Origin of the sequence: Glycomyces algeriensis (assembly GCF_027622855.1) — a bacterium.
In the GTDB taxonomy this organism is placed as follows: Bacteria; Actinomycetota; Actinomycetes; order Mycobacteriales; family Micromonosporaceae; genus Glycomyces; species Glycomyces algeriensis.
On record NZ_JAPZVR010000007.1, the window covers coordinates 226,649 to 251,842 of the forward strand.

The window sequence follows — 25,194 nt, forward strand, 5'->3', positions numbered from 1 at the left end:
GGCCCGGGGGGCCGCCCCCCCCCGGGGGGGGGGGGGGGGGGCCCGCGCCGCCCCCCCCGGGGGGGGGGGGCCCCGCGGCCCCGCCGCTCGGGTCACAGGGCGGCGCGGTGGCAGGCGTTCTCGGCGAGGCCCTGGCCCACGTTCGCCGCGGTGAGCTGGTCGACGCATCTGACGTGGCCGTCCCAGTGCTCGCCTTCGGCGCAGGCCGCTGCGGCGATCGGGCCGATGCGGACGCCGTTCGCCTTGAGGTGGTCGGTGCAGGCCAGGGCGTCGGCGTGCGCGGGCGCGGCGAACGCGAGTGCGGCGGCCGCGGTGAGCGCGAGTGCCGCGAGGCCCTGCGTGATCCTGTGGAGTGTCATGCTGCGCTTCCCCTTTCGGTCGGCCGCCGGGCACGGCCGCAGGTGAGCGTATGGCGGGCGGGGCCTCGCCGCGGCTGATCGCGTGAACCGTTGGATCGGCTTTCCGACAGCTTCAGGCCGCGCGGCCGGCCTCGATGCGGAGCACGCGGTCGGCGAGGCGGGCGGCGACGGCCGGTTCGTGGGTGATGAGCAGGATCGTCAGTCCGCGCTCGGTCTTGAGGTCCGCGAGGAGGTCGAGGACGCCGTTGCGGGTGAGCGCGTCGAGGCCGGAGGTGATCTCGTCGCAGACCAGGACCTGCGGCCGGGCGGCGAGGGCGCGGGCGAGGGCGGCGCGCTGGAGCTGGCCGCCGGAGAGCTTGTCGCGGCGCCGGGCGGCGGTCTCGGGTTCGAGGGCGACGTCGGCGAGGACGCGCGCGGCTTCGGCACGGGCCTGGTCGGGGGTGAGGCCGCGGAGGCGGACGGCGCTGCGCGCCACCTGCTCGGCGATGCTGCGGTGCTCGTCGAAGGAGGCGCGGGCGTCTTGGAAGACGTACTGGACGCGGGCGCGTTCGGCGCGGGTGCGGCGGCGTCCGCGCACGGGCAGCGGCTCGCCGTCGAGGTCGAGTGCCCCGGCGGCGGCCTGCTGGAGTCCGGCGATCGTGCGGGCGAGGGTGGTCTTGCCGGAGCCGGAGGCACCGAGGACGGCGAGGCATTCGCCTTGGCGCGCTTCGAAGTCGACGCCGTCGAGGAGGCGGGTGCGGCGGCTCCCGACGTGGACCGCGAGGCCCCGTCCGGCGATGCGGATCGGGGCCTGCGCATCACCGGCCAGGGCGGGCTCAGGATGGAGGGCGGCGAGGAGGCGGCGCGTGTAGTCGTGCCGGGGTTCGGCGAGGACCTGCGCGGCGGGGCCGCGTTCGGCGATGCGGCCGGCGTCGAGGACGAGCAGGTCGTCGGCGACGGCCGCGACGAGTTCGAGGTCGTGGCTGAGGAGGACTACGGCCATGCCGCCCTCGGCGGCGAGCCGGAGTTCGGCGGCGATCCGGTCGCGGTTGCCGAGGTCCTGGCCGGTGGTCGGCTCGTCGGCAACGAGGAGTCGCGCCTCGCACAGGAACGCCTGGGCGAGCACGAGCCGCTGCTGCTGGCCGCCGGAGAGCTGGTGCGGGAAGCGCCGCAGGAATGCGGGGTCGTCGAGGCCGACGCGGCGCATCGCGTCGCTGATGCGTTCGGCGGTGGCGGCGCGGGCGAGTGCGCTCCCGGCGCGGCGCGGCTGAAGGCGGCGGGCGTTGGCGATCTCGGTGAGGACGCCGCCGATGCGGCGGACCGGGTTGAGGACCGCGGCCGGGTGCTGCGGTAGGTACGCGGCGGGCACTTCGCCTGGGGCGCAGGTGAGGACGTCGACGCCCGCGACCTCCACGGTGCCGGTCGCGGTGACGCCGGGCTTGACCGCGCCGAGCAGGGCCGAGCCGATCGTGGTCTTGCCCGAGCCGGAGGCGCCGACGATGGCGAGGACCCGCCCGGCGTCGAGCGCGAAGTCGACGTCCGCGACGAGGGTCCTCCCGGCGGCTTCGGCGCGGAGGCCCGTGACGTGCACGCTCATGCGGTCGCCTTTCGGTTCAGGAGCCGGTCGAACAGCAGGTTGAGGCCGACCGAGAGCGCGACGAGCAGCGCGGCCGGGAGCACGACGCCCCAGGGGGAGAGGAAGATCCCGCCGCGGTTGACGTCGACCATCACGGCCCAGTCGCTGGCCTCCGGGCCCGCGCCGACGCCGAGGAAGCTCGCGGCGGCCACGAGGTAGAACGCGCCGACGAGCCGCACGCCGGCGTCGGCGGCCACGGTGGGGAGGATCGACCTGGCGATGTACCCGATCAGGATGCGCCCGCGGCTCTCGCCTTGCAGCCACATGGCTTCGACCGCAGGGCGGCGGGCGACTTCGAGGGCGGCGGCGCGCACGATCCGGGCGATGTCGGGCAGGTTCACGAGCGCGACGATGAGGACGAGCATCCAGGCCGTGGGCGGGGCGATCGAGGCGAGCAGCAGCATGAGGAGGAGCGAGGGCAGGGCGAGGAGGAGGTCGAAGGGGCGCATGAGGACTTCGTCGAGCCACCGGTGGCGGGTCGCGGCGGCGGCGAGGCCGATCGGGAGCCCGACGAGGAACGCGATGGCGGTCGCCGCGGCGGCGGTGACGACGATGCCCCAGCCGCCGTCGAGGAGCCCGTCGAGGACGCTCGAGCCGAGGTGGTCGGTGCCGGGCCAGGGCGCGGCCGGGTCGAACGGCTGGGTCCGGTCGCCCGCGGGGACCGGCAGGAACGGGCCGACGAGGGCGATCCCGAGCGGCACGGCGAGGAGCGCGGTGAGCGCGATGCGTTCCCAGAGGGATTTGCGGCGATCCGGGGGTCGGGAGTGTCGGGATTCGAGCGCCCCCGATTGCAAGGGTCCCACGGGGGTACGACGGTCGGGAGCGGTCGTCGCCCCCGCGGTCGGGTGTGTCGCGACGCTGGTGCCCCCGGTTTCAAGGGTGCCAGGAGGGTCCGACAGGACGTCGGGGCCGAGGCGGCGTGAGCTGCTTTCGTGCGAGTTCGTGCTGAGGGCTTCCGAGTCGAGGCGCTGTGCGCCGCCTGCGGATGAATTCGGTTTGAGGGCTTCGGAGTCGGGTCCACCTGAACCGACCGCGGTCGGGCGCGGTTCGGGCGCTCGGGGTTCCGGTAGGTGCGATCCGGCCGGGTGAGGGTCGGCCTCGGGCGCTTGAGGATCGGGCCGCCGGGTGCCGTCCGCTGCGAGAGTTTGCAGTTTCGAGGGACGCGAACCGCCCGAGTGCGGGTCAGCCTCGGGCGCTTCAGGATCGGACCGCCGGGTGCCGTCCGCGGTCGGGCGCGGCCCGGGCGCTGCGGGATCGGGCCGACGGACGTCACTCGCGGTCGGGCTCGGTTGAGGGGCTCGGGATTGCGGTGCGTGCGACCCGTTTAGGGGCGGTTCGGCTTCGAGCGCCGCGGGATCGGGCCGGCGGGTTTTGCTTGTGGCCGGGCGCTGTTCAGGGGATTCTGGGCTCATCGGGCGACCTCCATGCGGGGAGCGAGGCGGAACGCGACGAGGTCGGCCGCGAGGTTCACCAGGACCGTGGTCGCGCCGAAGACCACCGCGATCCCCTGCACCACAGGGAGGTCGCGAGCGTTCACGGCGTCGACGAGGGCCGTGCCGAGTCCGGGAATGACGAAGACGCTCTCGACGACGATCACCCCGCCCAGCAGCCAGTCGGCCGTGCGGGCGATCTGCGCGGTCGCGGGGGTGACCGCGTTCGGCAGGGCGTGCGCGAGCACGACCCGCCGCTCCGAGACGCCGGCCCGGCGCGCATGGGCGACGTACTCGGAGTCGAGCGCCTCGATCATCCCGGCCCGCACGAGCCGCGCGATCGAGCAGATCGGGCGCGCCAGCAGGACCAGCAAGGGCAGCACCAGGACCGCGGGCTCGGCCAGCAGCGACGGCACGCCGACCGCGGTCGGCGGCAGCCACGCGAGGCCGATCGCGAAGACGCTCACCAGCAGCACCGCCAGCGCGAACTCGGGCACCGAGTACAGGCCCACGGTGAACGTGGTGATGATCCGGTCGGGCCAGCGGCCCTGCCGCCGGGCGGCGGCGACGCCGAGCCCGATCGACAAGGGCAGCAGGAGGATCAGCGTCGCGGCGGCGAGGATGAGCGTCGGTTCGAGCGCGGTGGCGAGCAGGTCGGCGACCGGCCGTCCGGACACGATGGACGCGCCGAAGTCGCCGGTGAGGAGTCCGCCGAGCCAGTCGGCGAGCCGTGCGAGCGCGGGTTCGTCGAGGTGCATCTGCTCGCGAATGCGGGCGATGTTGGCGGGGTCGGGCTGGTCCCCGGCGAGGGCGACGGCCGCGTCGCCGGGGAGCAGCTCGACGAGTGCGAACGCGAGCACCGCGACCGCGAGGACCTGGACCGCGCCGAGGCCGATCCGCTTGGCCGCGTATGCGAGCACTAGTCCATCCAGACCTTGTCGAAGCGGGCCCAGTCGAGGGTGTTCGCGGGGGCCTGCTCGACGCCGTGGACGCCGGGGAGGGTGCCGATGATCCAGTCGGCGAAGCCCCAGACGAGGTAGCCGCCCTCGTCGTGGAGGCGCTGCTGGATCTCCTGATAAAGCTGGTCGCGCGCTGCTTCGTCCGCTGTGGACTGGAGCTGGAGGTACAGCTCGTCGAAGTCCGCGTGGTGCCACTGGGTGACGTTGGTCGGGGATTCGGTGAGGAGCCGCTGCGAGATGTGGGAGGCGATGGGCATCGCGCCGGAGCGGTAGGAGGCGATCTGGCCCTCGGTGAGGACCTCCGACCAGTAGGTGTCGGCGTTGCGCTCGTTGATCTCGACGTCGACGCCGGCTTCGCGCACCTGCTCGGCGAAGATCTGGGCGGCTTCGGTGAAGCCGGAGCCGACGTCGGCCGTGTCGAGGGTGATCGTCTCGACGCCGGCTTCGGCGAGCAGCGCAGTGGCCGTGGCGAGGTCGCGTTCGCGCTGGGGGATGTGGGCCGCGTAGTGCTCGAAGCCGAGGCCGTACAGGTCGTTGCCGGTCTGGCCGCGCCCGGAGAGGACGGACTCGACGAGCTCGTCGCGGTCGCAGAGCAGGAACATCGCTTGGCGCACACGGGGGTCGTCGAAGGGCGCGCGGTCGGTCTTCATGGCGAAGCCGAGCATGTTCGAGCCGGGGGAGGCGACGAGCGCGACGGCGTCGTTCGCCTCGTTGGCGCGGGCGGTGGTGGCCGAGAGGTCGTGGGCGTACTCGACCTGGCCGCCCAGGAGCGCGTTGATGCGCGCCGACTCCTCGTCGGCGACGACGATCTGGAGCCGGTCGAGCTTCGGGGCGCCGTCCCAGTACTCGTCGAAGCGTTCGACGGTGAACTCGCTGCCGGGCGTGAAGGACACGAACTTGAACGGGCCCGAGCCGACGGGAGCGTCGAAGGTGTCGGACCCTTCGGGGACGATGTAGGCACCGAAGGCGGCGAGGCAGTTCGGGAACTCGGCGAGGTGGTGCTTGAGCACGAACTCGACGGTCCGGTCGTCGACGGCCCGGCTGGCATCGAGGTCGATCGGGGTCAGGTCGGACTTGGCGCGGAAGGTCTCCTCAGGGTTCGCGATGCGCCGGTAGCTGTAGAGCACGTCGGCCGCGCGGACGGGGCTGCCGTCGTGGAAGGCCGCTTCGCGCAGGGACACGGTCCAGACGGTGAGGTCGGCGTCGGGCGTCCAGGATTCGGCGAGGCGCGGCACGGCGGCCATGTCGGCGCCGAGGTCGGCGAGCTTGTCGTACACGGCTTTCGCGCGTGCGGCGTCGGCGAAGAGGTTGACGCGGTGGGGGTCGATGGTCTCGTCGGCACCGCCGCCTGCGAAGGCCGCGCGGAGGGTGCCGCCGGTCTTCGGGCCGGTCGCGGCGGGCTCAGAGCCGCACGCGGCGAGCACGGCGCCCGAAGCGGCGACGGCGAGCCCGGCGGCGCTGAGGACGACGCGGCGGCTCAAGTGGGGGCGGTTCGGCTGCTGGGTCATGTCGGTTCCTTCATGGTTGCGGTGCAAGAGGTTCGCGCGGCACTGCGCGGAGGGGAGAGGTGGGAGACGGTGCCGCCGGGTTCGGCGCGAATCGCGGAGGCGGCGACGTTCTGCTGAGGCGAGGCGGCGGTGCTCGGATCGCCCGCGGAGGGCTCGACGCCGTGCGAATCGCCGTGCGGAGAGGTCTCGGACGATCCGCGACCCGGAGCCGAGGTCTGCGGTGACGGCCCGGGAGCGGCTGCGGCGGGGGACGCGCTATGCGGTGCGGCTGTTGAGTCCGCACTGTGCGCCGCGGCCTGCAGTTCAGTGCGGGGAGCGGCTGGGGCAGGTGAGGTGCCATGCGGCGCGGCCGTCATGAACGCACCGGCCTGGGGTGCGATGGGCGGCGCGTTTCGGTGGGCGGCAGCAGCGGGCAACGCGCTGCGCCGTGCAGCCGTTGCGGATGCGCGGACCTTCGCTACGAGGGACGGCGCATTTTCGGGGCCCGCTGCGGCAGGCGACGGGACCTGGGAGGCAAGCGTCGAAGACGCATCGGCCGGGGTCGCGACCGGCTGCTGCGCGGCCGCGAGCGAGCGCGACCCCCGCAGCCCGGCGACGGCTGCGGCCGAGGCGAGCCCCAGGAGCGCGCAGCACAGCCACGACATCCAGGCCGCGCCGTCGCCAGCGAGGTCGGCGACGAGGCCGACGGCGCTGGTGCCGATCGCGGCCACCACGCCGGAGAGGAGGTAGTAGACGCCAAAGTACGTGCCCGTGAGCCCTTGCGGCGCATAGCCGGGGATGAGTTCCATGACGAACGGCTGCGCGATCATCACCCCGAGCGACAGCAGCAGCGCGGCCACGAGCACGGCGGCGAAATGCAGGCCGGGGGCGCCGGCGGGCAGGAGGATCGGCGGCAGGAACGCCGCGCCGATCAGGGCCATGCCCAAGGCGATCGCCGCCTCCCGGCTCAGATGCCGCTGGCACCAGGCGGTGCTGCGCACCTGCAGCCCGAGCGTCACCACCGTCGACGCGCCGAAGACCGCAGCGGTCGCCCAAGCGGTGCCCGTCGCGTCCACCGCGGCTTTCGGCAGCAGCAGGTACAGCTGGTTCTGGAGTGCGAACAGCGCAGCGGTGGCGAGCGTGAACGCCAGGAAGCCCTTGTCCGCGAATGCCTCCCGCCATCCGCCGAGCACTGTCGTCGCGGCCTTCGGCGCCCGGTGCCGCGGCAGGGCCAGCATCTGCGCGACCGCCAGCGCCAGGAACACCAGCGCCGAGACCAAGGCGCCCAACCGGAAGTCGACGATCACGAGCGCGCTGCCGACCACCGGCCCGAGGCACATCCCGGTGTTGGCGAACAGGTTGAACAGCGCGAACGCCTCCGCCCGCCGCTCACCCGCCGCCTCGGCGACGTACGCGCGCACCGCCGGGTTGAACAGTGCCCCCGCGACGCCGCTGACCACTGACGCGGCGATGAGCACCCCGAACGAAGGCGTCAGCGCGAACAGCCCGAACCCGACTGCGCGGAGCAGGCACCCGGCGATGATGACCCCGCGCGGCCCGAGCCGGTCCGAGGCCGTGCCGCCGATCAGGAACAGGCCCTGCTGGGCCAGGTTGCGGACCCCGAGGACGATGCCGATCGCGGCGAGCGACATCCCCGCGGAGGCCTCGAGGTGCACCGCGAGGTAGGGGATGACCATGTAGAAGCCGAGGTTGACGCCGAGCTGGTTCACCAGGAGCAGCCGCACGGGGAGCGGCTGGTCCGTGAAGGACCGTATGGTGCGCAAGGGACCTCACCAGGGCAGGGGCGACGCGGGGAAGCGCCGGGGGCGGTCGGATTCGACAAAGATAACGGAACTCGTTTTCATTAGTACGGGTCAAACTCCCGGATGTGACCTGTCTCCGCCCATGCGATCATCGGCATACGCGCACATGACCTCGGAGGATGCCGTGAAGACCCCAGGCGAAGACCAGAACCGCCGGCTCCTGCGCGCCCGCGACGCCATGGACCGCAGCTTCGCCGAACCCCTCGACGTGCCCGCCCTCGCCCGCGTCGCCCTCATGTCCCCCGCCCACTTCAGCCGCCAGTTCCGCGCCGCCTTCGGCGAGACCCCGCACCGCTACCTCCAGCGCCGCCGGATCGAACGCGCCTGCGCCATGCTCCGCGACTCCGATGCCACCGTCACCGAGATCGCCCTCAACGTCGGCTTCGACAGCCTCGGCACCTTCTCCCGCACGTTCAGCGCCCTCATCGGCCGCTCCCCCACGCAGTACCGCGCGCAAGCGGCCCCGCTCAACGCCCCCGTCTGCTTCGTCAAGAGCTGGACCAGGCCGAGCAGCTACGGCTGAGCACGCGGTCGTCTTCCGAGCATTTTTGGATAAGCCTCCGCGGCCCCGGCGCCCATAGGCTGGGGACATGTTCAAAAGCATCAGCATCCACACCGTGTTCGTCCTCGACCAGGAAGAGGCGATCGACTTCTACGTGGGCAAGCTCGGCTTCGAGATCGTCGAGGACGCCGACCTGGGGTTCATGCGCTGGCTCACCGTCTCCGTGCCCGGCGACCCCGAGCACCGCATCCACCTCGAGGTGCCCGGCCCGCCCTCGCAGAGCGACGAGACCGCCGCGGCGGTCCGCGACCTGCTCACCAAGGGCGCGCTCGGCGCCACCGTCCTCACCACCGACGACTGCCGCGGCACCTACAAGCGGCTCACCGACCTCGGCGTCGAGTTCACCGAAGAGCCGGTCGAGCAGCCGTACGGCATCGACTGCGCCCTGCGCGACCCCTTCGGCAACCACATCAGGATCACCCAGCCGGCCGCCTCCGAGGCCTGATCGGACTGGACGCAGGGAGACGCCCGGGCCGCTACCCGGGCGTTTCGCGTGCCTGCGGGGGTTGGGCCGCCGTGCGGCGGGTACTCCGGAAGCTCGAAGCGGCACTTGGAGGGAACATGGACGGCACAGAGGAGCGGCAGGAGCGCATCGTCGTCGGCGTCGACGGCTCCGGGCCCTCGATCAGGGCCCTGGAATGGGCCGTCCGGCAGGCGCGGCGCACCGGCGCGAAGGTCGAGGCCGTGCAGGCCTGGGAAGTGCCGACGATGTACGGCAGCGGCATGATGGTCCTGCCCGGCGGCGAGGAGTTCGACAACTCCGCCAGGCAGTCGCTCGAGGCGGCGGTCAACCACGCCCTGGACGGGAAGACGGACGTCGAGGTCGAGCACCACACCGTGGGCGGCCACCCTGCCAAGTCGCTGATCGACATGGCCGAGGGCGCCGACCTGCTCGTGGTGGGCAGCCGCGGGCACGGCGGATTCGTCGGGGCCATGATCGGCTCGGTCAGCCACTACTGCGTCAACCACGCCCCCTGCCCGGTCGTGGTCATCCGCGACGCGGACTGAGGCCGGTCCTACTCCACCGGTTTGGTTGAGGTGTAAGCGAACCTGCGCAGCCGCGAGGCGTCGCCCGCGGCTCCGACGCCGAGGACCCGGCCGGTGAAGCCGGCCGCGACCTCGGTCGAGAGGTAGCGGCCGTCGAGCCGCGCCAGCTCCGTGACGTCGCCGCCACTGACCAGGGCGAGCACGATGTCGTCGGGGCCGAGGGCCGTCAGGGTCTCGGGCTCGCAGTCCACCGCGGCGATCCGCAGCACCACCGCGTCCCCGGACACCGGGGCCGCGCCCAGTTCGGCGCTGACGCCGCCGATCCTCGCCTCCGCGCGCACCGCGCCGTCCTCGAACACGAGGCCGTAGCGGTGCCGGTCGTCGATGCGGACCTCGAAGCGGCCCGAGCCCGTGAACTCGGCCTCGGCCACCCAGCGCAGGTCCTCGACGCGCGTGCACAGCAGCCCGGGGGAGCCGTCGCCCGGGGCGCGGAGCCGCAGGCCCCCTTCGGGATCCGCTGCGGCGATCGCGTCCGGTTCGCTCGCGGGCGAGACCCAGCGCAGGTGCAGGGCGTCCGCGGTGAAGTCGTCTTCGAAGGCGGTGTCTTCGGGCGTGAACTCGTACCGGTGCTCGTCGAACACCGGCCAGCCGTCGACCCAGTCCACCCCGGCGAGGAAGGTCTCGCGGCCGAGGACGTGGTAGCTCGGGGTGAACCCGGCGGGGCGCACGGCGAGGTAGACGGCGGCCCATTCGCCGGAAGCGGTCTGGACGAGGTCGGCGTGCCCGGTGTTCTGGACCGGCAGCCCGGGCCGGGAGCGGTGGCTGAAGACCGGGTTGGCCGGGCAGGACTCGTAGGGGCCTTCGGGGCGGTCGGCGCGGGCGACCGTGACGGCGTGGCCGCGTTCGGTGCCGCCCTCGGCGAGGAGCAGGTACCAGTGGTCGCCGTGCTTGTAGAGGTGCGGGGCCTCGGGGAAGTCGAGGCCGCCGGTGCCCTGCCAGACGCGGTAGGGGTCGCCGATGAACTCGCCGGTCTTGAGGTCGACGCGGCCTTGGAGCATCCCGTGGAGGTCGGTGCCGGCGACGCGGCCGGTCCAGGTGAGGAGGAGTTCGCCCTCGTCGTCCCAGCAGATGTCGGGGTCGATACCGACGGCCTGGGGGATGAAGATCGGGTCGCTCCAGGGGCCGGCGGGGTCTTCGGCGGTGACGATGGTCTGCCCGGAGTCGGCGTCGCCGACGTTGGTGGTCACGAAGTAGAAGCGGCCCTCGTGGTGGCGGAGGGTGGAGCCGTAGATGCCGCCGGAGGGGCGGCCGTCGCCGCGCAGGAACTGGCCGCGGCGGTCGAGGATGTTGCCGATCTGCTTCCAGTGCAGGAGGTCGCGGCTGTGGAAGATCGGGGCGCCGGGGAAGTACTCGAAGCTCGAGTGGGCGAGGTAGTAGTCCTCGCCGACGCGGCAGATCGTCGGGTCGGGGTGGAACCCCGGAACGACCGGGTGCTCGGCCCCGGAAACGGCAGGCTGGTTCACAGTGCTCCCTCGATCAGCGCGGAAGCACCAGATTAAGTTGTGTCGCCAAACTTTGTCAACAGCCCGCACGCGTCCTGGCGAGAATGGTCGCGGTTCGGCGAGAATGGCTGCGCCGCAAACCAGGGCGAGGACCGAAGACGACCGGTTCCAGGTTCGAGAGACCGAGGTCCGGTGACGAGCATCGCTCGCGTCTTGTTCAAGAACGGATTTTGTCGGACCCGTATGAACGGTCGACGAAATGTTGACACTATATGTCTCTCAAGGTAACGCCTCAAACTCCCAGGATGAGTATCCGCGTCAGATGGTTGCTCATCAGAGGTTCCCGGTCTAAGTCGTGTTCTTGCAAGATCCGTGTCTCAATACGCGTGATTCCGAGATCGGTGATTTGCCAAACAAATTTCACTTTGGTGATCTGCCGAACCTTGGCACCTGAAAGCTGGATTACCGCCTGGCGAACTCCGGACGCGGCCTTTGGAATAGCGCTTATCAGATCTTTGATAGACAATCCATCCCGAGCATGGAGAAGATGGACAAGGACTTCTTCCTCTGTCGTGAAGCTCACCGATTGGAGCAGAGGCAGTCCACCATAGTTCCTGATGAGCGGTTGGGGAAAGCGCGATAGTTCCTTGATCACCTCGACCGCAACGGCTCGATCGGTCGTAACAAACAAGCGAAGAAGGTCCGCCAGAACCCAGCGTGCTGACTCGACGATAAGCCTCGAATCAATCTCGTTTGCTTCATATGTGGGTGACACGTGTACTGCGCCCCGCTGACTCCGCAGCTTGTAGATCGCACGAAGCACCCGAGCCATATGGTTGGCAGCCTGACGCTCTGGAAAAGCATGTGACACTTGGTCATTCTCAAGGTAGCCCAAACACTGATCTACGCCCTTGGTGAGGTTGAGATTGCCTGAATCAACGCTATAGAGAATCCTGGCAGCGACCTCAGCGAACCGGCCCCCGTCAAGCTCGCTGTACTTCCACTTTCGCAGCGCAAAGGCTTCTTCCAGTTGCGTTGCTTCGCCAATAAGCTGCTTTGCAAGCGTTGGGTCGATAGCCACACTCAGCGCAGCAACAAGCTCATCTTCGTTCACTCATGCCTCACTTGCCAGATTGACCGAGGGATCCGAGGTATTCCGTACCCGCAGGAGTTATCCGAATGGTGTTATCGGATGCAGAACGATTGACATAGCCGACCTTCCGCAGGCCCTGAAAGTGTCCGTTTATATCTCTCGTGTGGATACAATCGCCAAGATGATCGGTTAGCCACATCACATCGGCGTTAGATAGTCCGCGAACACCAACTTCACTTGCCATCCTCAAGGCCCACAGCATTTTGTCACGCTTAAGCCTAATACTATGAAAAGCCGGAATCCCTGCAATTTCGTGCGGGATTTCTTCGATACCAGCGAAAGTCTCCGGCTTAGTTATCGCACGCGATTTCTTGCCATTCGCGCGAGTCTTAGGCGCTTGGCCCCGTTTCGGTCGGATAACTCCAAATCCATGCTCTATGACGCCTTCTGCCTTTGCCGTCAGGTAGAGCTCTCCTTTTACAGAGCCCGTTCCAATCCAGCCTGCCAAGATAGCCTTGTCAAGATCACGCGCAAAGCCCGTCGGCTGCTGCTCTCGAGCCTGACGGAAGAGGGGCTTGATCATGTCTGCCGTGAACGTATCCTGAGACCCGTCCTGAAGCACATACGCAGCGAACGCGACAATCTTCTCGGCGTTGGTCTTAGCACCGCTTAGTTCGATGGCGTCCCTCAACGACGTGGCCCGTAGCGAAGGTTCCTTGCCAGCCGGCACTGCAGGCTCTTCTAGCTGCTGCCGAGAGGGTGCGGCGAATGAACCATCAGTACCCTCATCCACAAAGGCGATGATTCGAGCAGCTTGCGAAATGGTGATCTCTTCGCTGAATGACACTCGACCAGTCAGCGTGAGTTGCACTAGACCCTCATCCATCCGAGGATCGTAGCAGATTTGCGCTCTATCTCAAGTTCTCAAGATTTACTCGCTCATGTGTTCCTTATATGATCAACTGTTCGATGGACCTGCGGGCGGATGGGTCGGGCCGCGAAAGACCCCCGATTAGGTGGACCAGAACCGACTTCGGTCGGACCCTGATTTTTGGACCCTCGGAGGCCAGCGGGCCGCGGGCGTCGAGGGTGTCCTTTTCACTGGTAGTGGTGAAGGTGGGACTGGGCGGGTACCCGGGGCCTCCCGTATACCCGCCCGCCGGGCACCCGCCCGGCACGACTCCCACAAACCCCCGGCTCAAGCCGCCGCGTGCTGCACACCCCAGGTCCGCGCGTACCGGCCCGAGCGTTCGAGCAGCTCATCGTGCGTGCCCTGCTCGATGATCCGCCCGTGCTCCATCACCACGATCACGTCCGCGCTGCGGATCGTGCTCAGCCGGTGCGCGACCACCAGCGTGGTCCGCCCGCGCATCAGCGTCTCGAGCGCTCCCTGGATGTGCCGCTCCGACTCCGAGTCCAGCGCGCTCGTCGCCTCGTCGAGGAACAGGATCCGCGGGTCGCGGATCAGCGCCCGCGCGATCGAGAGCCGCTGGCGCTGCCCGCCCGAAAGCCGCGCGCCCCGCTCGCCGACGACCGTGTTCCACCCGTCGGTAAGGCCCTCAACGAATTCCAGCGCGTTCGCGTCGCGCAGCGCGCGCCGCACCGCCTCGTCGTCGATCGGCCCGAGGCCGTACGTGATGTTGTCCCGCACCGACCCCTCGAACAGCACCGAGTCCTGCGGCACCACCGACACGTGCCGGCGCACCGACCGCATGTCGAGGTCCTCCATGTCGGCGCCGTCGAGCAGCACCTTCCCGCCCGCGGGCCGGATCAGGCCGAGGACGGTGTTCATCAGCGTCGACTTGCCCGAACCCGAAGGGCCGACGAGCGCAACGGTCTTCCCCGCCTCGATGTCGAGGTCCACCGCGTCCAGCGCGGGCGCTCCCCCGTCCGGGTACCGCACGGTGACCTCGCGGAGCTCGATGCGCCCTTCGACACTATCCACAGTGGGCTTTCCCTCGTTGTACTCGACGTCGGGGTCCTCGAGCACCTCGGCGATCGACCGCGCCGACTCGGTGCCGCGCGCGGTCACCGGGACCAGGTTGAGCACGGAACCGACGGAGCCGGTGAGCATCGAGAAGTAGGTGCCGAGCACCACGACCTGCCCGGCCGAGATCGGCGCCCACTCCATGACGGCCACCGTGGCGGCCAGCAGCAGGCATCCAACCGACAAGAGCTGCATGGTGACCCAGCTGGCGGCGCCGAACCGGCCGTTGACGACGTCGAGCCGCAGCCCGCGGTGGCGCACCTCCTCGGCGACCTCCGCGACGCGCCCGGTCGCGACGTGCTCGAGCCCGTGCGCGCGCGTGATCGGCATGAGCGCGGCCATCTCGCCGACCCGCGCGGAGAAGACCTCCATCTCGCGCCGGAACTCCTCGTTGCGTTCGCGCGAGCGACGGCGCGTGAACCACCAGACGCCGAAGCCGCACGGGATCGAGAGCGCGAACACCGGCAGGAACTGCGGCACGGTCAGCGCGGTCATGGTGATCGCGCCCGCGAACACGAACACGGCCGAGAGGAACGGCCCGCCCGACTGGGCGAACATCATCTCCACGTTCTCGACGTCGCGCACGACCTTGCTCTGGATGATCGAGGCGTTCGACCGGGAGTGGAACCCGATGGACAGCAGTTGGAGCCGCGCCGCGAGCGCGTTGCGGAAGCCGGCGCCGAGCGAGCGGACCGCGCCCATGTAGAGGCGGGTGAACCACACGTGGGTGAAGGCGTTCTGGATGACGAGGACGGCGGCGCCGATGGCGAGCCAGCCGAGGGTCGAGAGGGGGCCGCCGCGCACGACCGCGTCGACGGCGGCGCCGGTGATGACCGGCATGAGCCAGGTCGGACTGTCTTTGACCGCGAAGACGCCCGCGGCGAGGGCGAGCTGCGCCCTCCGGGGTCGGAGCGCTCGTGCGACCGAGGCGAGTGGACGTTTCCCGTCGAGGGTGATGGATTCCATTGCAGCAATGGCCCCGTGTTCGATTGGAGGGTTCAGGTTGGGCGGCAACGGAACTCGGATGGGATGGGGTCCCGGTGCCGAACGGTGCCGCGCGATGCGCCGAACACGCGAAGTCACCGCCCCCGACCATAACCCCGGCAGCCGCGAACCGCCTCCGCTTTACGCGCAAGTCACAGCCCGCCGCCCGCAGCGGCAGTCAGCCGATGTTTTCGCAGGTCAGAGGCTTTTGTCGGACCCGTATGGGAGGGTGTCCTTTTCACTGGTAGTGGTGAAGGTGGGATCGGGAGGGTACCCGGGGCCGCCCGTACGGCCTGAGGCCGCCAGGCCGCCAGGCCGCCAGGCCGCCAGGCCGCCAGGCCGCCAGGCCGCCAGACCGCCAGACCGCCAGACCGCCAGACCGCCAGACCGCCAGCGAAGAGCAGCGCATCATCCGGGGCACCCTTCGCCGCGAGAGGCGCAGGACCGGACCGGAAGACGGCTGGCAGCCGATGGCATCGACACGGGCCCTTACTCGCGGTAAGGGCGTTGGCGGTCACATTTCGGATCGCCTTGCACGGCAATGGGAGCGGAAAAATAAGGGGTCGCTTCTCGCCGTTGATGTTGACAATGCGCGCAGACTTCGCTCATCATGCAGTAACCGCAAATGGTGATCTGCCCAGTGCGACAAGGGTTTACGGCGTCACCCGAATGGGTTACGTCAGAGGCCGCACGAAGCGGAACAACTCCATAGTGCAGAATCTCCATCAGTCGCCCGGTGGCTCTCGAGCTACCAACTTTCAGACCACCGGGCGACCTAACAACGAAGAGAGAACTCTCGTGTCGTGGACGACGATACGCCATTCCGGCGTACCTGAAAACACCCATTCGGCCGTCTGGCGCATCGGCGAGAAGCCGCACGACCCGCTCGACCCGGGCCCGTACGGCACGCCCGGCTGGCAGCCCGACCCGCGCCGGGGCCGCCGCCGCCGAGGCGAGCTCCCGGACCCGCCGCCCGCAGAGCGAGGCGGCGAGCCGCGACCGGTCGAACGGCGCGGCGAGCCCGAACCGATCAAGCGTCGCGGCGAAGGGCCGGGGCGCAGCCGGTTCGAGTCGCCGGGCCACTCCCCAGCGTCTCACTCGCACCCGGTCGCAGAGCCGCACGACTTCTCGCCGATGCGCGAGGCCGCCTACCGCGACTTCCTCCGCGACTCCGAGGAGCTTCACCGCGCTCATCTCGAAGCGCCGGAACCGAACCGCGTCCTCGTCTACCTGCGCTGGTACCTGCAGATCGTGGTCGCGGTCCTGTACTGGCGCGTCGTGCCGTTTCCGGAACCGCCGTCGCGCTGCCGACGCTCCCGCGCCGCCTGCCGACCACGTGAAGCGCACCAAGCGACTCGGTACGTCGGCCGTGCCGCCGTGCCGACCCGCCCGGCGGTCGAGCCGATCCGTGAGGCCACGCTCGTGGCGGCGCCGACCGAGCCGCTTCCGATCGCCGCGCAGCCGGACGAACCGCAGCAGATCACAACGCAGCCAATCGAATCGCCGCAGATCAACGCACAACCGGCCGCCCCTCCGATCGCGATCGAATGGCGCACCGCCGCCCGCCCGCAGGTCCAACCCGTCACCCCGGCACGACGCGCCGATCCGCCGCGCCCGCCGGTCCGCCCGCGTGCGGTCATGGTCCCGCGCAACGGCGCCCAGAGCCGCCGCCGCGCCGACACGCGCCGCATCTTCCTCCACACCTACGCGACGGCCCGCGACCAGAACCTCCGCAACCTCACCTGGCCCAAGGGAAGCTGGGCGAACTTCACGGCCACCGACGCCTACGCCAACCCGCGCCGAGGCTCGATCCAACGACGCCGCAACCACCGGCCCCGCAACCTCGCCCTCGCCCGCTCGTTCCCGAGCACGATCCCGGCCGTCCCGATCGGCGCGACCAGCCGCCCGGCCCCGATCGGACCTACCTCGCGCCTGGTCGCGGCCACCGCGACCCCGTACCCGGGCGGCGACTTCCGATGAGCCGAAACCGAAACGCGCCCTTGGAAGTCCGCCGCGCCTACCAGCGCGCCCTCGCCTCCCTTCCCTCGAAGTCCACAGTGGTGCACCCGCCGCGACTGGAGGCGCTCGCCATCGTGGGCGCGGCGATCATCGACGACCGAACCCTCGCGTTCGGCGTCCACGGCGACCATCCGCACCTGTGGATCACCGCCGACGCAGCCGTGGGTCCGAGCCTCCTCGGTCACTGCTCCGGCCTGGTCGACAACGCGCCCGACCTGTGGATCTGCGACCACGACGCCTGGCCGTGGATCCTCAGCGGCGACATCGCCGACCAGATCGAGGAGGCGGCCCTGCGCGCATGGCGCGACTGCGTCCGCGATTGCGACGGCTAGCGCCCGTCCAGGTTCTCTCGCCATTCGTTCCCGCCGACGAGTCCAGGAACTCCTTAGGCCTTCGAGCGTGGGCGGCAGTGCAACCTCGCCGCCGCCGGGCACGGGCCCGGCGGCGGCGCTCTGCCGGGTGCGTTTGCGACCGGATGTCGTGTCTCACGCGTCACGTCTCGATCTCTGACTTGACTTGCATACCCCTTGGGGGTATAAATCAAGTCATGCGGATACCCTAAGGGGGTATCATCGGATCGGGAGGGTCTTATGAACACCGGAACACGCCTCGGCCTCTACGGAGGCGGGCTCGCGGTCCTGTTCGCGGCCGCGTTCGGCACGGCCGCCGCCGTCATGCCCGACGACGCCGCCGACGACTGGAACGACCAGTCCGGCCACGACGGCGGGCACGAAAGCGGCAGCGACAGCGGCGCGGCCGCCTCCCTGCCCGGCCTCGCCATCGAGCAGGACGGCTACCTGCTCACCGAGGTCGGCGCCCCCGCCGGGATCGGCGAGGAGGGCGAACTCGCCTTCCAGATCACCGGCGCGAACGGCGAGCCGCTCACCGACTACACCGTCTCCCACGAGAAGGAGCTCCACCTCATCGTGGTCCGCTCCGACGGCACCCACTTCCGCCACGTGCACCCCGAACTCGACGCCAACGGCACCTGGTCGCTGCCCTGGACCTGGGACGCGGCCGGCTCCTACCGCGTCTACGCCGACTTCGTGCCCGAAGGCGGCGAGGGCCTCACCCTGACCCGCACCGTCGAGGTCGCGGGCGACTACGGCCCCGAGACCGCCACCGAGCCCTCGCTGGTCGCCGAGGTCGACGGCTTCACCGTCACCCTCGAAGGCGACCTCAGCGCGGGCGCTTCCGCCGAGGTCACCGCCTCGGTGACCCGCGAAGGGCAGCCTGTCACCGAACTCGAGCCCTACCTCGGCGCGTTCGGCCACCTTGTGGCCCTTCGCGAAGGCGACCTCGCCTACCTCCACGTGCACCCCGAGGGCGAAGCGCCGCAGGCGGGCGACCTCAGCGGTCCCGACGTGCGGTTCGCGACCGAGGTGCCCACCGCGGGCCGGTACTTCCTGTACTTCGACTTCCAGGTCGCGGGTGAAGTGCACAGCGCGGCGTTCGTGGTCGACACGGCCGAGAGCGCGGGCGGCGCGGCCGACCCCACCGAGGGAACGACCGACGAGCCGTCCGAATCCGCGGAACACCCCACCGACGACCACGGCCACTAAGCCCCGAACGACAGAGGAGGGACGACCATGACCACTGCACTGCCCCCCGGACCGGTCGACCGCATCGAACTCGAGATCGGCGGGATGACCTGCGCCTCGTGCGCCATGCGGATCGAGAAGAAGCTCAACAAGGTCGAGGGCGTCACCGCCACCGTCAACTACGCCACGGAGAAGGCCCGCATCGAGGCCCCCGCGGGCATCGACCCGGCCGAGCTCATCGCGGTTGTCGAGAAGACCGGCTACACCGCGGCCCTCCCCCTGCCCCCCGAACCCGAGAAGTCCGAAGAGGACGGAGACGGCGAGCGACCCGACCCTGAGCTGGACTCCCTGCGCCAGCGGCTCGTCGGCGCAATCGTCCTGACCCTGCCGGTCATCGCCATGTCGATGATCCCGGCCCTCCAGTTCGACTACTGGCAATGGGCCTCCCTGGCCCTCGCCTGGCCGGTCATCCTGTGGTCGGCCTGGCCGTTCCACAAGGCCGCGTTCCAGAACCTTCGCCACGGCGCCGCCACCATGGACACGCTCGTCTCGGTCGGCACCCTCGCCGCGTTCGCCTGGTCGCTGTACGCCCTGTTCCTCGGCACCGCCGGGACCCCGGGCATGACCCACCCGTTCAGGATCACCGTCGAGCCCACCGACGGCGCGGGCAACATCTACCTCGAGGTCGCGGCCGGGGTGACCATGTTCGTGCTCGCCGGACGCTACTTCGAGAAGCGCTCCAAGCGGCAGGCCGGCGCGGCCCTGCGGGCGCTGCTCCACATGGGCGCCAAGGACGTCGCGGTCCTGCGCGGCGGTGCGGAGACCCGCGTGCCGATCAAGGACCTCGCCGTCGGCGACGAGTTCGTGGTCCGCCCAGGGGAGAAGATCGCCACCGACGGCGTGATCACCTCCGGCACCTCCGCCGTGGACGCCTCCATGCTCACCGGCGAATCGGTGCCCGTCGAGGTCGGCGCGGGCGACGCGGTCACCGGCGCGACGGTCAACGCGGGCGGACGGCTCGTCGTGCGCGCCACCGCGGTCGGCGGCGACACCCAGCTCGCGCAGATGGCGCGGCTCGTCGAGGACGCCCAGTCCGGGAAGGCCGAGGTCCAGCGCCTGGCCGACAAGGTCTCGGGGATCTTCGTGCCGATCGTCATCGCGATCGCGGTCGCGACCCTCGGGTTCTGGCTCGGCGCGGGCTACCCGACGGCGGCGGCGTTCACCGCCGCGGTCGCGGTCCTGATCATCGCCTGCCCCTGCGCGCTGGGCCTGGCGACGCCTACCGCGCTGCTGGTCGGCACCGGGCGCGGCGCCCAGATGGGCGTGCTCATCAAGGGCCCGGAGGTCCTGGAGTCCACGCGGCGCGTCGACACGATCGTGCTCGACAAGACCGGCACCGTGACCACAGGGAAGATGACCCTCACCGAGGCCCTCCCGGAGGCGGGCACCGACCGCGCCGAGCTGCTGCGGCTCGCGGGCGCGCTCGAGCACGCCTCGGAGCACCCTGTGGCGCAGGCGATCGCGAAGGCCGCCGCCGCCGAAGGCGCACTGCCGGAGGTCGAGGAGTTCAAGAACATCGAAGGCAAAGGCGTGCAGGGGATCGTGGACGGCCACCTCGCCGTGGTCGGGCGCGAGTCGCTGCTCGCGGACTGGACGCTGGAGCTCAGTCCCGAACTGGCCGAAGCGAAAGCCGAGGCCGAACGCGACGGCAAGACCGCGGTCGCGGTCGGTTGGGACGGCGAGGCGCGCGGCGTGCTCATCGTCGCGGACACCGTCAAGCCCACCAGCGCCGAGGCGATCGAGCAGTTCAAGGCGCTCGGCCTGACGCCGGTGCTGCTCACCGGCGACAACAAGGCCGTCGCGGAGCGGATCGCGGCCGAGGTGGGCATCGACGAGGTGATCGCCGAGGTCATGCCGCAGGACAAGGTCGACCAGGTGGCGCGGCTGCAGGCCGAGGGCCGGGTCGTGGCGATGGTCGGCGACGGCGTGAACGACGCGGCGGCGCTCGCCAAGGCCGATCTCGGCCTGGCGATGGGCACCGGGACGGACGTGGCGATCGAGGCCGCGGACCTGACGCTGGTGCGCGGCGACCTGCGGTCGGCGGCGGACGCGATCCGGTTGTCGCGCAAGACGCTCGGCACGATCAAGGGCAACCTGTTCTGGGCCTTCGCCTACAACGTGGCGGCGATTCCGCTTGCGGCGCTGGGGCTGCTGAACCCGATGCTCGCGGGTGCGGCGATGGCGTTCTCGAGCGTGTTCGTGGTCGGCAACAGCCTGAGGCTGCGGTCGTTCAAGAGCGGCGCGCGCGAGAGCTGATGCGGCCGTGGAGGACGCGCAGTCCGGCTCCGGTCGGCCCAATCGGGCCGGTTGCCGGGCAGCACTGCCGCTCGGAAGGCGGCCTCAGCAGCCTTCGATCCGCGCTGATCGGGTCGGCGTTGTTGTTCGGATCGGCGGGGGTTCCCCATCCACTAACCCCCACCCACCACTAGAGGGGAAAAGACTGTAGCCCCGAGCGTCCCGCCCGGGTACGACAAAAACCGGCCGCCGCGGCCCGCTTGTCACTCGAAAGAGTGCAGGCGCCGTGGCGGCCGGTTCGGCGTCGGGGCCGGATGTCAACCCGGTTCAGCGGGATCAGAGATCGACCCGGCTCATCGGAGCCTCAAGTCGGCCCAGGCCCATCGGAGTCGGAAGTCGACCTGGTCCATCGGGTCGGAAGTCGGCCCGGCCCGTCCCTGCCCGGCCCGTCAGCAGGCTGCCGGCTACCGCGACACCAGCGCGACGGTCAAAGCCTCAAGACCGTCGAAGTGGCCGTCGAACGTGTCGGTGTCCTTCGGCGGGTCGCCGACCGCCCTGCCGATGTAGGCCGTGCGCATGCCGCACGCCTGCGCTCCGCGCAGGTCCCAGGCGTGCGCCGCGACCATCAACGTGCGCTCGGGCGCGCACCCGGCCGCGTCCAACGCCAGCCGGTACACCTCCGGCGCGGGCTTGTACGCCCCCGCCGACTCGCTCGAGAGCGCCTGGTGGAACCGCAGCCCCGCGAACGCGTTGAGCCGCAGCAGCGCCGCGCGGCCGGCGTTCGAGAGGCCGATGACCGGGAAGTGCCAGGCGAGCCGCTCGATCCCGGCGACCGAGTCCTCCCAGGGGGCGAGCCGCTGGCCGGCCGTCGCGAGCCTCGCGATGACGCCCGGGTCCGCGATCCCGGCCCGCACGGCCACCGCGCGCGCCGCTTCGGCGTCGATGACCTCGGTGGTGGCGTACGCGCGCTCGCCGCGGGCGATGCGGTCCTGCTCGTCCTCCACGTGCCGCTGCCACATGGCGAGCAGCTCGTCGACCGTGAGCTGGTCGGCGTCCGGCAGGGCTTCGCGGATCGCCGCCCCGATCCCGCCCGGTTCGTCGACGAGCGTGCCGAGCACGTCGAAGACGACCACCTCGATGTCGCGGATCTCAGTCATGAATGCCCCCATCCGAATCGGAGCAGCCGATCCTGCCAAACGCCGCCGTATCGGTCAAGCGCCGCACCCGTGAGAGGAGCCTATGCCGCTCCGCACGGCGCCCCGGCCGATTCGATGAGCCACGGGCCGACATCCGCTCACGTTCGCACCGTATGTCACACCACGGCGATACGGTGGTGACATGAGTGAACCGGCGCCCGCATTGCCGCTCTTCGGGGACGAACCGCCCAGGCCCCTCGCCGACCGGCTGCGTCCGCGCACCCTCGCCGAGGTCGTCGGCCAAGACCACCTGCTGGCCCCCGAAGCGCCGCTCGGGCGCATGGTCGCGCGCGGCAAACCCGTGTCGACCATCCTCTGGGGCCCGCCCGGGTGCGGCAAGACCACCATCGCGCGGCTGCTCGCCGAAGAGACCGACCTCGCGTTCGAACCGCTCTCAGCCGTGTTCTCCGGCGTCGCGGACCTGCGGAAGGTTTTCGCCGCCGCACGCCAGCGCCGCGAGATGGGCCAGGGCACGCTCCTGTTCGTGGACGAGATCCACCGGTTCAACCGCGCCCAGCAGGACGGCTTCCTGCCGTACGTCGAGGACGGCACGATCATCCTGGTCGGCGCCACCACCGAGAACCCCAGCTTCGAGCTCAACGGCGCGCTCCTCTCCCGCTGCCAGGTGTTCGTGCTGCACCGGCTCGACACCGCCGCGCTCGAGACGCTCCTGGCCCGCGCCGAGCAGGAGGTGCGGCCGGTGCCGCTGGACGAGCAGGCGCGCGGGTCGCTCGTGGCGATGGCCGACGGCGACGGCCGGTACCTGCTCAACATGGTCGAGCAGCTGCAGGAGCTGCCGGAGGGCACGCCGCCGCTCGATACGGCCGCCCTGGCGGAGGCCATCCAGAAGCGCGCGCCGCTCTACGACAAGACGCAGGAGAGCCACTACAACCTCATCTCGGCGCTGCACAAGTCGATGCGCGGCTCCGATCCTGACGCGGCCCTGTACTGGCTCGCGCGGATGCTCGACGGCGGGGAGGATCCGCTGTTCATCGCGCGCCGCATCGTGCGGTTCGCGAACGAGGACATCGGGATCGCCGATCCGCAGGCGGTGCAGCAGGCGCTGGCGGCGTGGGACGTGTACGAGCGGCTGGGTTCACCGGAGGGGGAGCTGGCGATCGCGCAGGCGGTCGTCTACCTGGCGACCGCGCCGAAGTCGATCGCGGTGTACCGGGGTTTCGGGGAGGCCGTGCGGGCCGCGAAGCAGACCGGTTCGCTCGCGCCGCCGCCGCACATCCTGAACGCGCCGACCCGCCTGATGAAGGAGATCGGCTACGGCAAGGGCTACCAGTACGACCCCGACAGCGCGGACGGCTTCTCGGGCGCGGACTACTTCCCCGAGGGGATGGACCGGCAGCGGTTCTACCGGCCTACCCGCAACGGGAACGAGGCGCGCGTGGGCGAGCGGCTCGAGCGCTGGGCCGAGCTGCGCGCCGAGAAGCGGGACTAGTGCCTACCCCGCCGATGCGGCGAGCGGGCGGACGGGCCGGAGAGCGACCGGCCTGATGCCCGGGCCGGGCCTTAGTCTTCTTCGCCGAGGCGGACCGCCTTCTCGTGCACCATCTCGGCGTACTCGGGGTGCCGTTCGATCCAGCCCGCGATGAACGGGTCGGCGGGTTCGATCTGCTTGCCGGCCTTGCGTGCCGCGTCGATCGCGAAGCGGGCGAGCGCGGCGCCGATCCCCTTGTTCTGGAGCTCCTCGGGGACCTCGGTGCGGGCGAGCATGGTCGTGCCGTCGTGGTGGCGGTATTCGGTGTAGCCGACCAGTTCGCCGTCGACCCGCGCCTCGTAGCGGCTCTGGTCGGGCGCGTCGGTGACGTGGACGGTGAGTCGCTCCTGCACGGCCATGAGTCCTCCTTCGGATGGGCGGGCGCCCTCGCGGGCGCCCGCTTCGAACCTGTGGAGTACCCCTCGGAGCGGGTTCTCACCCGGCTAGTTGATGACGAAGGTGCGGATGCTGCGTGCGGGGAGCTGCGCGCCGAAGGAGCCGTTGGTCATGGTGGGGGAGGAGGAGGCCGCGAGGGTGTTGTTCGCGTCGGTCAGCCAGGTGGCGACGGTGGCGTTGCCGCCGCCCTGGACGGTGAACGGGAAGTAGGCGGCGGCGGTGTTCTTGTTGATGGCGACGATGACGATCTTGGCGCCGCTCTTGAACGCGGTGATGTAGACGTTGGCCTGCGGGTTCGCGGTGGCGGTGATCCGCTGGTAGCCGGGGCGCACCCACTTGGAGAAGTGGGCCATGTTGGCGCCGCGCTTGCTGATCTGGCCGTCTTCGCGCATGGGGCCGTAGCTGCGGCGGATGTACCACCAGACGTAGGTCTGGAAGCGGCCGTAGACGAGGGCGCGGTGCATGTGCTCGCCGGTGTCGAGGGCGCCGGGCCAGAGGTCGGCGGAGTCGCTGCTGTTGGGGTGGTAGACCTCGGTCATCCAGAGTTCCTTGCCGCCGCCCTTCTGCTGGAAGAGGGGGTAGGGGAGGTCGGCGTTCTGGGTGCCGTAGAGGTGGGCGCCGATGATGTCGACGTTGCCGAGGGCCTGGGGGTCGTTGAGGATCGGGTCGGAGACATTCTTGCGGTACTGGAACGATTCGGGCGCGATGACGCGGGTGCCGATGGCGCCGGCGTTCTCGCGGCAGAAGCGGAGCATCTCCTGGGGCGTCCAGGCGGTCCACTCGTGCGCGTAGTCGGGTTCGTTCTGGACGGAGATGCCGTAGAGGTCGACGCCGTTGCCCGCCATGAACTGGTCGAAGTCGTTGAGGTGCTGGACGTACTCGTCGTACATGTCGTAGCGCAGGCGCTTGCCGCCGGAGAAGGACTCGGTCATGCTCGCCGGGGGGTTCCAGGGGGAGGCGAAGACCTTGGCGCCGAGGGCGACGGCGCGTTTGGCGGTGGCGACTTCGCGGCTCCAGTTGGCGCGGTCCTCGTGGACCGGGATGCGGAGGATGCTGAAGCCGAGCTGGCCGCTGCCGTTGCCGAAGGCGGTGTCGCGCTGGGCGGCGGTGAGGTCGGCGATCCAGACGCTGTGGTTCATGCCGCCGAAGCCCTGGATGGTCTGCTGCACGTTCCCGGGTTCGACGAGGACGGTCGTCTGGGCGGCGGCGGGTGCGGCGGCGGCCAGTACCGGGAGGGCCGCTCCGGCGGTGATCAGGGACCTCCGCTTCAGCTTCGCCTTGGCGGTACCGGGTTCGTTCGGTTGACGCTGCATTGCTCCTCCAGATGCGAGATGTTGTCGAAACTTTCGAGCGATACCGTTTGCCAAACTCAGGATATTTTTGGTCCACGTAGGCGTCAACCCTGTTCAGCGGCTAATATTTATTGATGAATTTCAATAGTTTGGTTCGAAAGTTTCACGGCGTTCGCCG

21 protein-coding genes are annotated in these 25,194 nt (G+C 70.2%); 8 read left to right on the forward strand and 13 right to left on the reverse strand.

All coding sequences use genetic code 11. The features are described 5' to 3' along the window. Window positions 1–92: 92 nt before the first annotated feature. From O2L52_RS15545 to O2L52_RS15570, 6 genes are all read right to left on the reverse strand, one after another. Window positions 93–359, reverse strand: a complete 267-nt coding sequence (locus O2L52_RS15545) for a hypothetical protein (protein ID WP_270116605.1) — start codon at window positions 357–359, stop codon at window positions 93–95. A gap of 112 nt (window positions 360–471) precedes the next feature. Continuing rightward, entirely contained in the window at window positions 472–1,935 is a 1,464-nt protein-coding gene (locus O2L52_RS15550; RefSeq protein WP_270116606.1) for an ABC transporter ATP-binding protein, read from the reverse strand. Further along, window positions 1,932–2,777 carry an ABC transporter permease gene (locus O2L52_RS15555; RefSeq protein WP_270116607.1) on the reverse strand — a complete coding sequence of 282 codons (846 nt, stop codon included), beginning with the start codon at window positions 2,775–2,777 and terminating at the stop codon, window positions 1,932–1,934. Before O2L52_RS15555 ends, O2L52_RS15550 begins: the two co-directional genes overlap by 4 nt. 605 nt (window positions 2,778–3,382) lie before the next feature. After that, window positions 3,383–4,324 carry an ABC transporter permease gene (locus tag O2L52_RS15560; protein WP_270116610.1) on the reverse strand — a complete coding sequence of 314 codons (942 nt, stop codon included), beginning with the start codon at window positions 4,322–4,324 and terminating at the stop codon, window positions 3,383–3,385. Further along, the gene (locus O2L52_RS15565; protein WP_270116611.1) at window positions 4,324–5,871 is read right to left on the reverse strand and encodes an ABC transporter substrate-binding protein; all 1,548 of its coding nucleotides are present in this window, start codon (window positions 5,869–5,871) and stop codon (window positions 4,324–4,326) included. The genes O2L52_RS15560 and O2L52_RS15565 overlap by 1 nt, the downstream gene beginning before the upstream one ends. Continuing rightward, complete coding sequence (locus tag O2L52_RS15570) at window positions 5,868–7,634, reverse strand: MDR family MFS transporter (protein WP_270116612.1); 1,767 nt, start codon at window positions 7,632–7,634, stop codon at window positions 5,868–5,870. Before O2L52_RS15570 ends, O2L52_RS15565 begins: the two co-directional genes overlap by 4 nt. Before the next feature lie 145 nt (window positions 7,635–7,779). Between O2L52_RS15570 and O2L52_RS15575 the strand changes: the two genes are divergently transcribed. The 3 genes from O2L52_RS15575 (at window position 7,780) to O2L52_RS15585 (ending at window position 9,243) form a co-directional block, all read left to right on the forward strand. Then, window positions 7,780–8,196 carry a helix-turn-helix domain-containing protein gene (locus O2L52_RS15575; RefSeq protein ID WP_373897003.1) on the forward strand — a complete coding sequence of 139 codons (417 nt, stop codon included), beginning with the start codon at window positions 7,780–7,782 and terminating at the stop codon, window positions 8,194–8,196. Between the two features lie 67 nt (window positions 8,197–8,263). Next, window positions 8,264–8,680: a VOC family protein gene (locus tag O2L52_RS15580; protein WP_270116615.1), complete on the forward strand. Its 417-nt coding sequence runs from the start codon at window positions 8,264–8,266 to the stop codon at window positions 8,678–8,680. A 116-nt stretch (window positions 8,681–8,796) separates the two neighbouring features. Then, complete coding sequence (locus tag O2L52_RS15585) at window positions 8,797–9,243, forward strand: universal stress protein (RefSeq protein WP_270116617.1); 447 nt, start codon at window positions 8,797–8,799, stop codon at window positions 9,241–9,243. An 8-nt stretch (window positions 9,244–9,251) separates the two neighbouring features. Here the strand turns inward: O2L52_RS15585 and O2L52_RS15590 are convergent, their stop codons facing one another. The 4 genes from O2L52_RS15590 to O2L52_RS15605 form a co-directional block, all read right to left on the reverse strand. Next, the gene (locus tag O2L52_RS15590; RefSeq protein ID WP_270116618.1) at window positions 9,252–10,745 is read right to left on the reverse strand and encodes a glycoside hydrolase family 43 protein; all 1,494 of its coding nucleotides are present in this window, start codon (window positions 10,743–10,745) and stop codon (window positions 9,252–9,254) included. A gap of 271 nt (window positions 10,746–11,016) precedes the next feature. Next, on the reverse strand, window positions 11,017–11,838 hold the full coding sequence (locus O2L52_RS15595; RefSeq protein ID WP_270116619.1) for a hypothetical protein: 822 nt from the start codon (window positions 11,836–11,838) through the stop codon (window positions 11,017–11,019). A gap of 7 nt (window positions 11,839–11,845) precedes the next feature. After that, entirely contained in the window at window positions 11,846–12,688 is an 843-nt protein-coding gene (locus tag O2L52_RS15600) for a hypothetical protein (protein ID WP_270116620.1), read from the reverse strand. A gap of 327 nt (window positions 12,689–13,015) precedes the next feature. Next, window positions 13,016–14,770, reverse strand: a complete 1,755-nt coding sequence (locus O2L52_RS15605; RefSeq protein ID WP_270116621.1) for an ABC transporter ATP-binding protein — start codon at window positions 14,768–14,770, stop codon at window positions 13,016–13,018. Window positions 14,771–15,586: 816 nt separating this feature from the next. Between O2L52_RS15605 and O2L52_RS15610 the strand changes: the two genes are divergently transcribed. The 4 genes from O2L52_RS15610 (at window position 15,587) to O2L52_RS15625 (ending at window position 20,664) form a co-directional block, all read left to right on the forward strand. Beyond that, on the forward strand, window positions 15,587–16,768 hold the full coding sequence (locus O2L52_RS15610) for a hypothetical protein (RefSeq protein ID WP_270116622.1): 1,182 nt from the start codon (window positions 15,587–15,589) through the stop codon (window positions 16,766–16,768). After that, a complete protein-coding gene (locus O2L52_RS15615; RefSeq protein ID WP_270116624.1) occupies window positions 16,765–17,139 on the forward strand; it encodes a hypothetical protein in 375 nt (124 codons plus the stop codon). The genes O2L52_RS15610 and O2L52_RS15615 overlap by 4 nt, the downstream gene beginning before the upstream one ends. A gap of 258 nt (window positions 17,140–17,397) precedes the next feature. Continuing rightward, window positions 17,398–18,369 (forward strand): heavy-metal-associated domain-containing protein, encoded by a 972-nt coding sequence (locus O2L52_RS15620; protein WP_270116625.1) that lies wholly within the window; start codon window positions 17,398–17,400, stop codon window positions 18,367–18,369. A 27-nt stretch (window positions 18,370–18,396) separates the two neighbouring features. After that, window positions 18,397–20,664: a heavy metal translocating P-type ATPase gene (locus tag O2L52_RS15625; protein ID WP_270116626.1), complete on the forward strand. Its 2,268-nt coding sequence runs from the start codon at window positions 18,397–18,399 to the stop codon at window positions 20,662–20,664. A 443-nt stretch (window positions 20,665–21,107) separates the two neighbouring features. On the opposite strand, the gene O2L52_RS15630 is transcribed toward O2L52_RS15625, so the two are convergent. After that, window positions 21,108–21,800: a haloacid dehalogenase type II gene (locus O2L52_RS15630; RefSeq protein ID WP_270116627.1), complete on the reverse strand. Its 693-nt coding sequence runs from the start codon at window positions 21,798–21,800 to the stop codon at window positions 21,108–21,110. Window positions 21,801–21,981: 181 nt separating this feature from the next. On the opposite strand from O2L52_RS15630, the gene O2L52_RS15635 reads away from it, so the two are divergent. Continuing rightward, entirely contained in the window at window positions 21,982–23,289 is a 1,308-nt protein-coding gene (locus tag O2L52_RS15635) for a replication-associated recombination protein A (RefSeq protein WP_270116628.1), read from the forward strand. Between the two features lie 71 nt (window positions 23,290–23,360). Here O2L52_RS15635 and O2L52_RS15640 read toward each other — a convergent pair whose 3' ends face one another. Together O2L52_RS15640 and xynC are read right to left on the reverse strand one after the other, a co-directional pair. Beyond that, window positions 23,361–23,687, reverse strand: coding sequence for a GNAT family N-acetyltransferase (locus O2L52_RS15640; RefSeq protein ID WP_270116629.1), 327 nt, complete (start codon window positions 23,685–23,687; stop codon window positions 23,361–23,363). Between the two features lie 84 nt (window positions 23,688–23,771). Then, the gene (xynC, locus tag O2L52_RS15645) at window positions 23,772–25,037 is read right to left on the reverse strand and encodes a glucuronoarabinoxylan endo-1,4-beta-xylanase XynC (RefSeq protein WP_270116630.1); all 1,266 of its coding nucleotides are present in this window, start codon (window positions 25,035–25,037) and stop codon (window positions 23,772–23,774) included. Window positions 25,038–25,194 lie beyond the last annotated feature (157 nt).

What these genes read in the sequence shown, in the direction of transcription:
- O2L52_RS15615 (WP_270116624.1), top strand. Translation starts at nt 16,765, where the DNA reads ATGAGCCGAAACCGAAACGCGCCCTTGGAAGTCCGCCGCGCCTACCAG.
- O2L52_RS15630 (WP_270116627.1), bottom strand. Translation starts at nt 21,800, where the DNA reads ATGACTGAGATCCGCGACATCGAGGTGGTCGTCTTCGACGTGCTCGGC.
- O2L52_RS15585 (WP_270116617.1), top strand. Translation starts at nt 8,797, where the DNA reads ATGGACGGCACAGAGGAGCGGCAGGAGCGCATCGTCGTCGGCGTCGAC.
- O2L52_RS15545 (WP_270116605.1), bottom strand. Translation starts at nt 359, where the DNA reads ATGACACTCCACAGGATCACGCAGGGCCTCGCGGCACTCGCGCTCACC.
- O2L52_RS15550 (WP_270116606.1), bottom strand. Translation starts at nt 1,935, where the DNA reads ATGAGCGTGCACGTCACGGGCCTCCGCGCCGAAGCCGCCGGGAGGACC.
- O2L52_RS15575 (WP_373897003.1), top strand. Translation starts at nt 7,780, where the DNA reads ATGACCTCGGAGGATGCCGTGAAGACCCCAGGCGAAGACCAGAACCGC.
- xynC (WP_270116630.1), bottom strand. Translation starts at nt 25,037, where the DNA reads ATGCAGCGTCAACCGAACGAACCCGGTACCGCCAAGGCGAAGCTGAAG.
- O2L52_RS15580 (WP_270116615.1), top strand. Translation starts at nt 8,264, where the DNA reads ATGTTCAAAAGCATCAGCATCCACACCGTGTTCGTCCTCGACCAGGAA.
- O2L52_RS15625 (WP_270116626.1), top strand. Translation starts at nt 18,397, where the DNA reads ATGACCACTGCACTGCCCCCCGGACCGGTCGACCGCATCGAACTCGAG.
- O2L52_RS15620 (WP_270116625.1), top strand. Translation starts at nt 17,398, where the DNA reads ATGAACACCGGAACACGCCTCGGCCTCTACGGAGGCGGGCTCGCGGTC.
- O2L52_RS15640 (WP_270116629.1), bottom strand. Translation starts at nt 23,687, where the DNA reads ATGGCCGTGCAGGAGCGACTCACCGTCCACGTCACCGACGCGCCCGAC.
- O2L52_RS15635 (WP_270116628.1), top strand. Translation starts at nt 21,982, where the DNA reads ATGAGTGAACCGGCGCCCGCATTGCCGCTCTTCGGGGACGAACCGCCC.
- O2L52_RS15565 (WP_270116611.1), bottom strand. Translation starts at nt 5,871, where the DNA reads ATGACCCAGCAGCCGAACCGCCCCCACTTGAGCCGCCGCGTCGTCCTC.
- O2L52_RS15605 (WP_270116621.1), bottom strand. Translation starts at nt 14,770, where the DNA reads ATGGAATCCATCACCCTCGACGGGAAACGTCCACTCGCCTCGGTCGCA.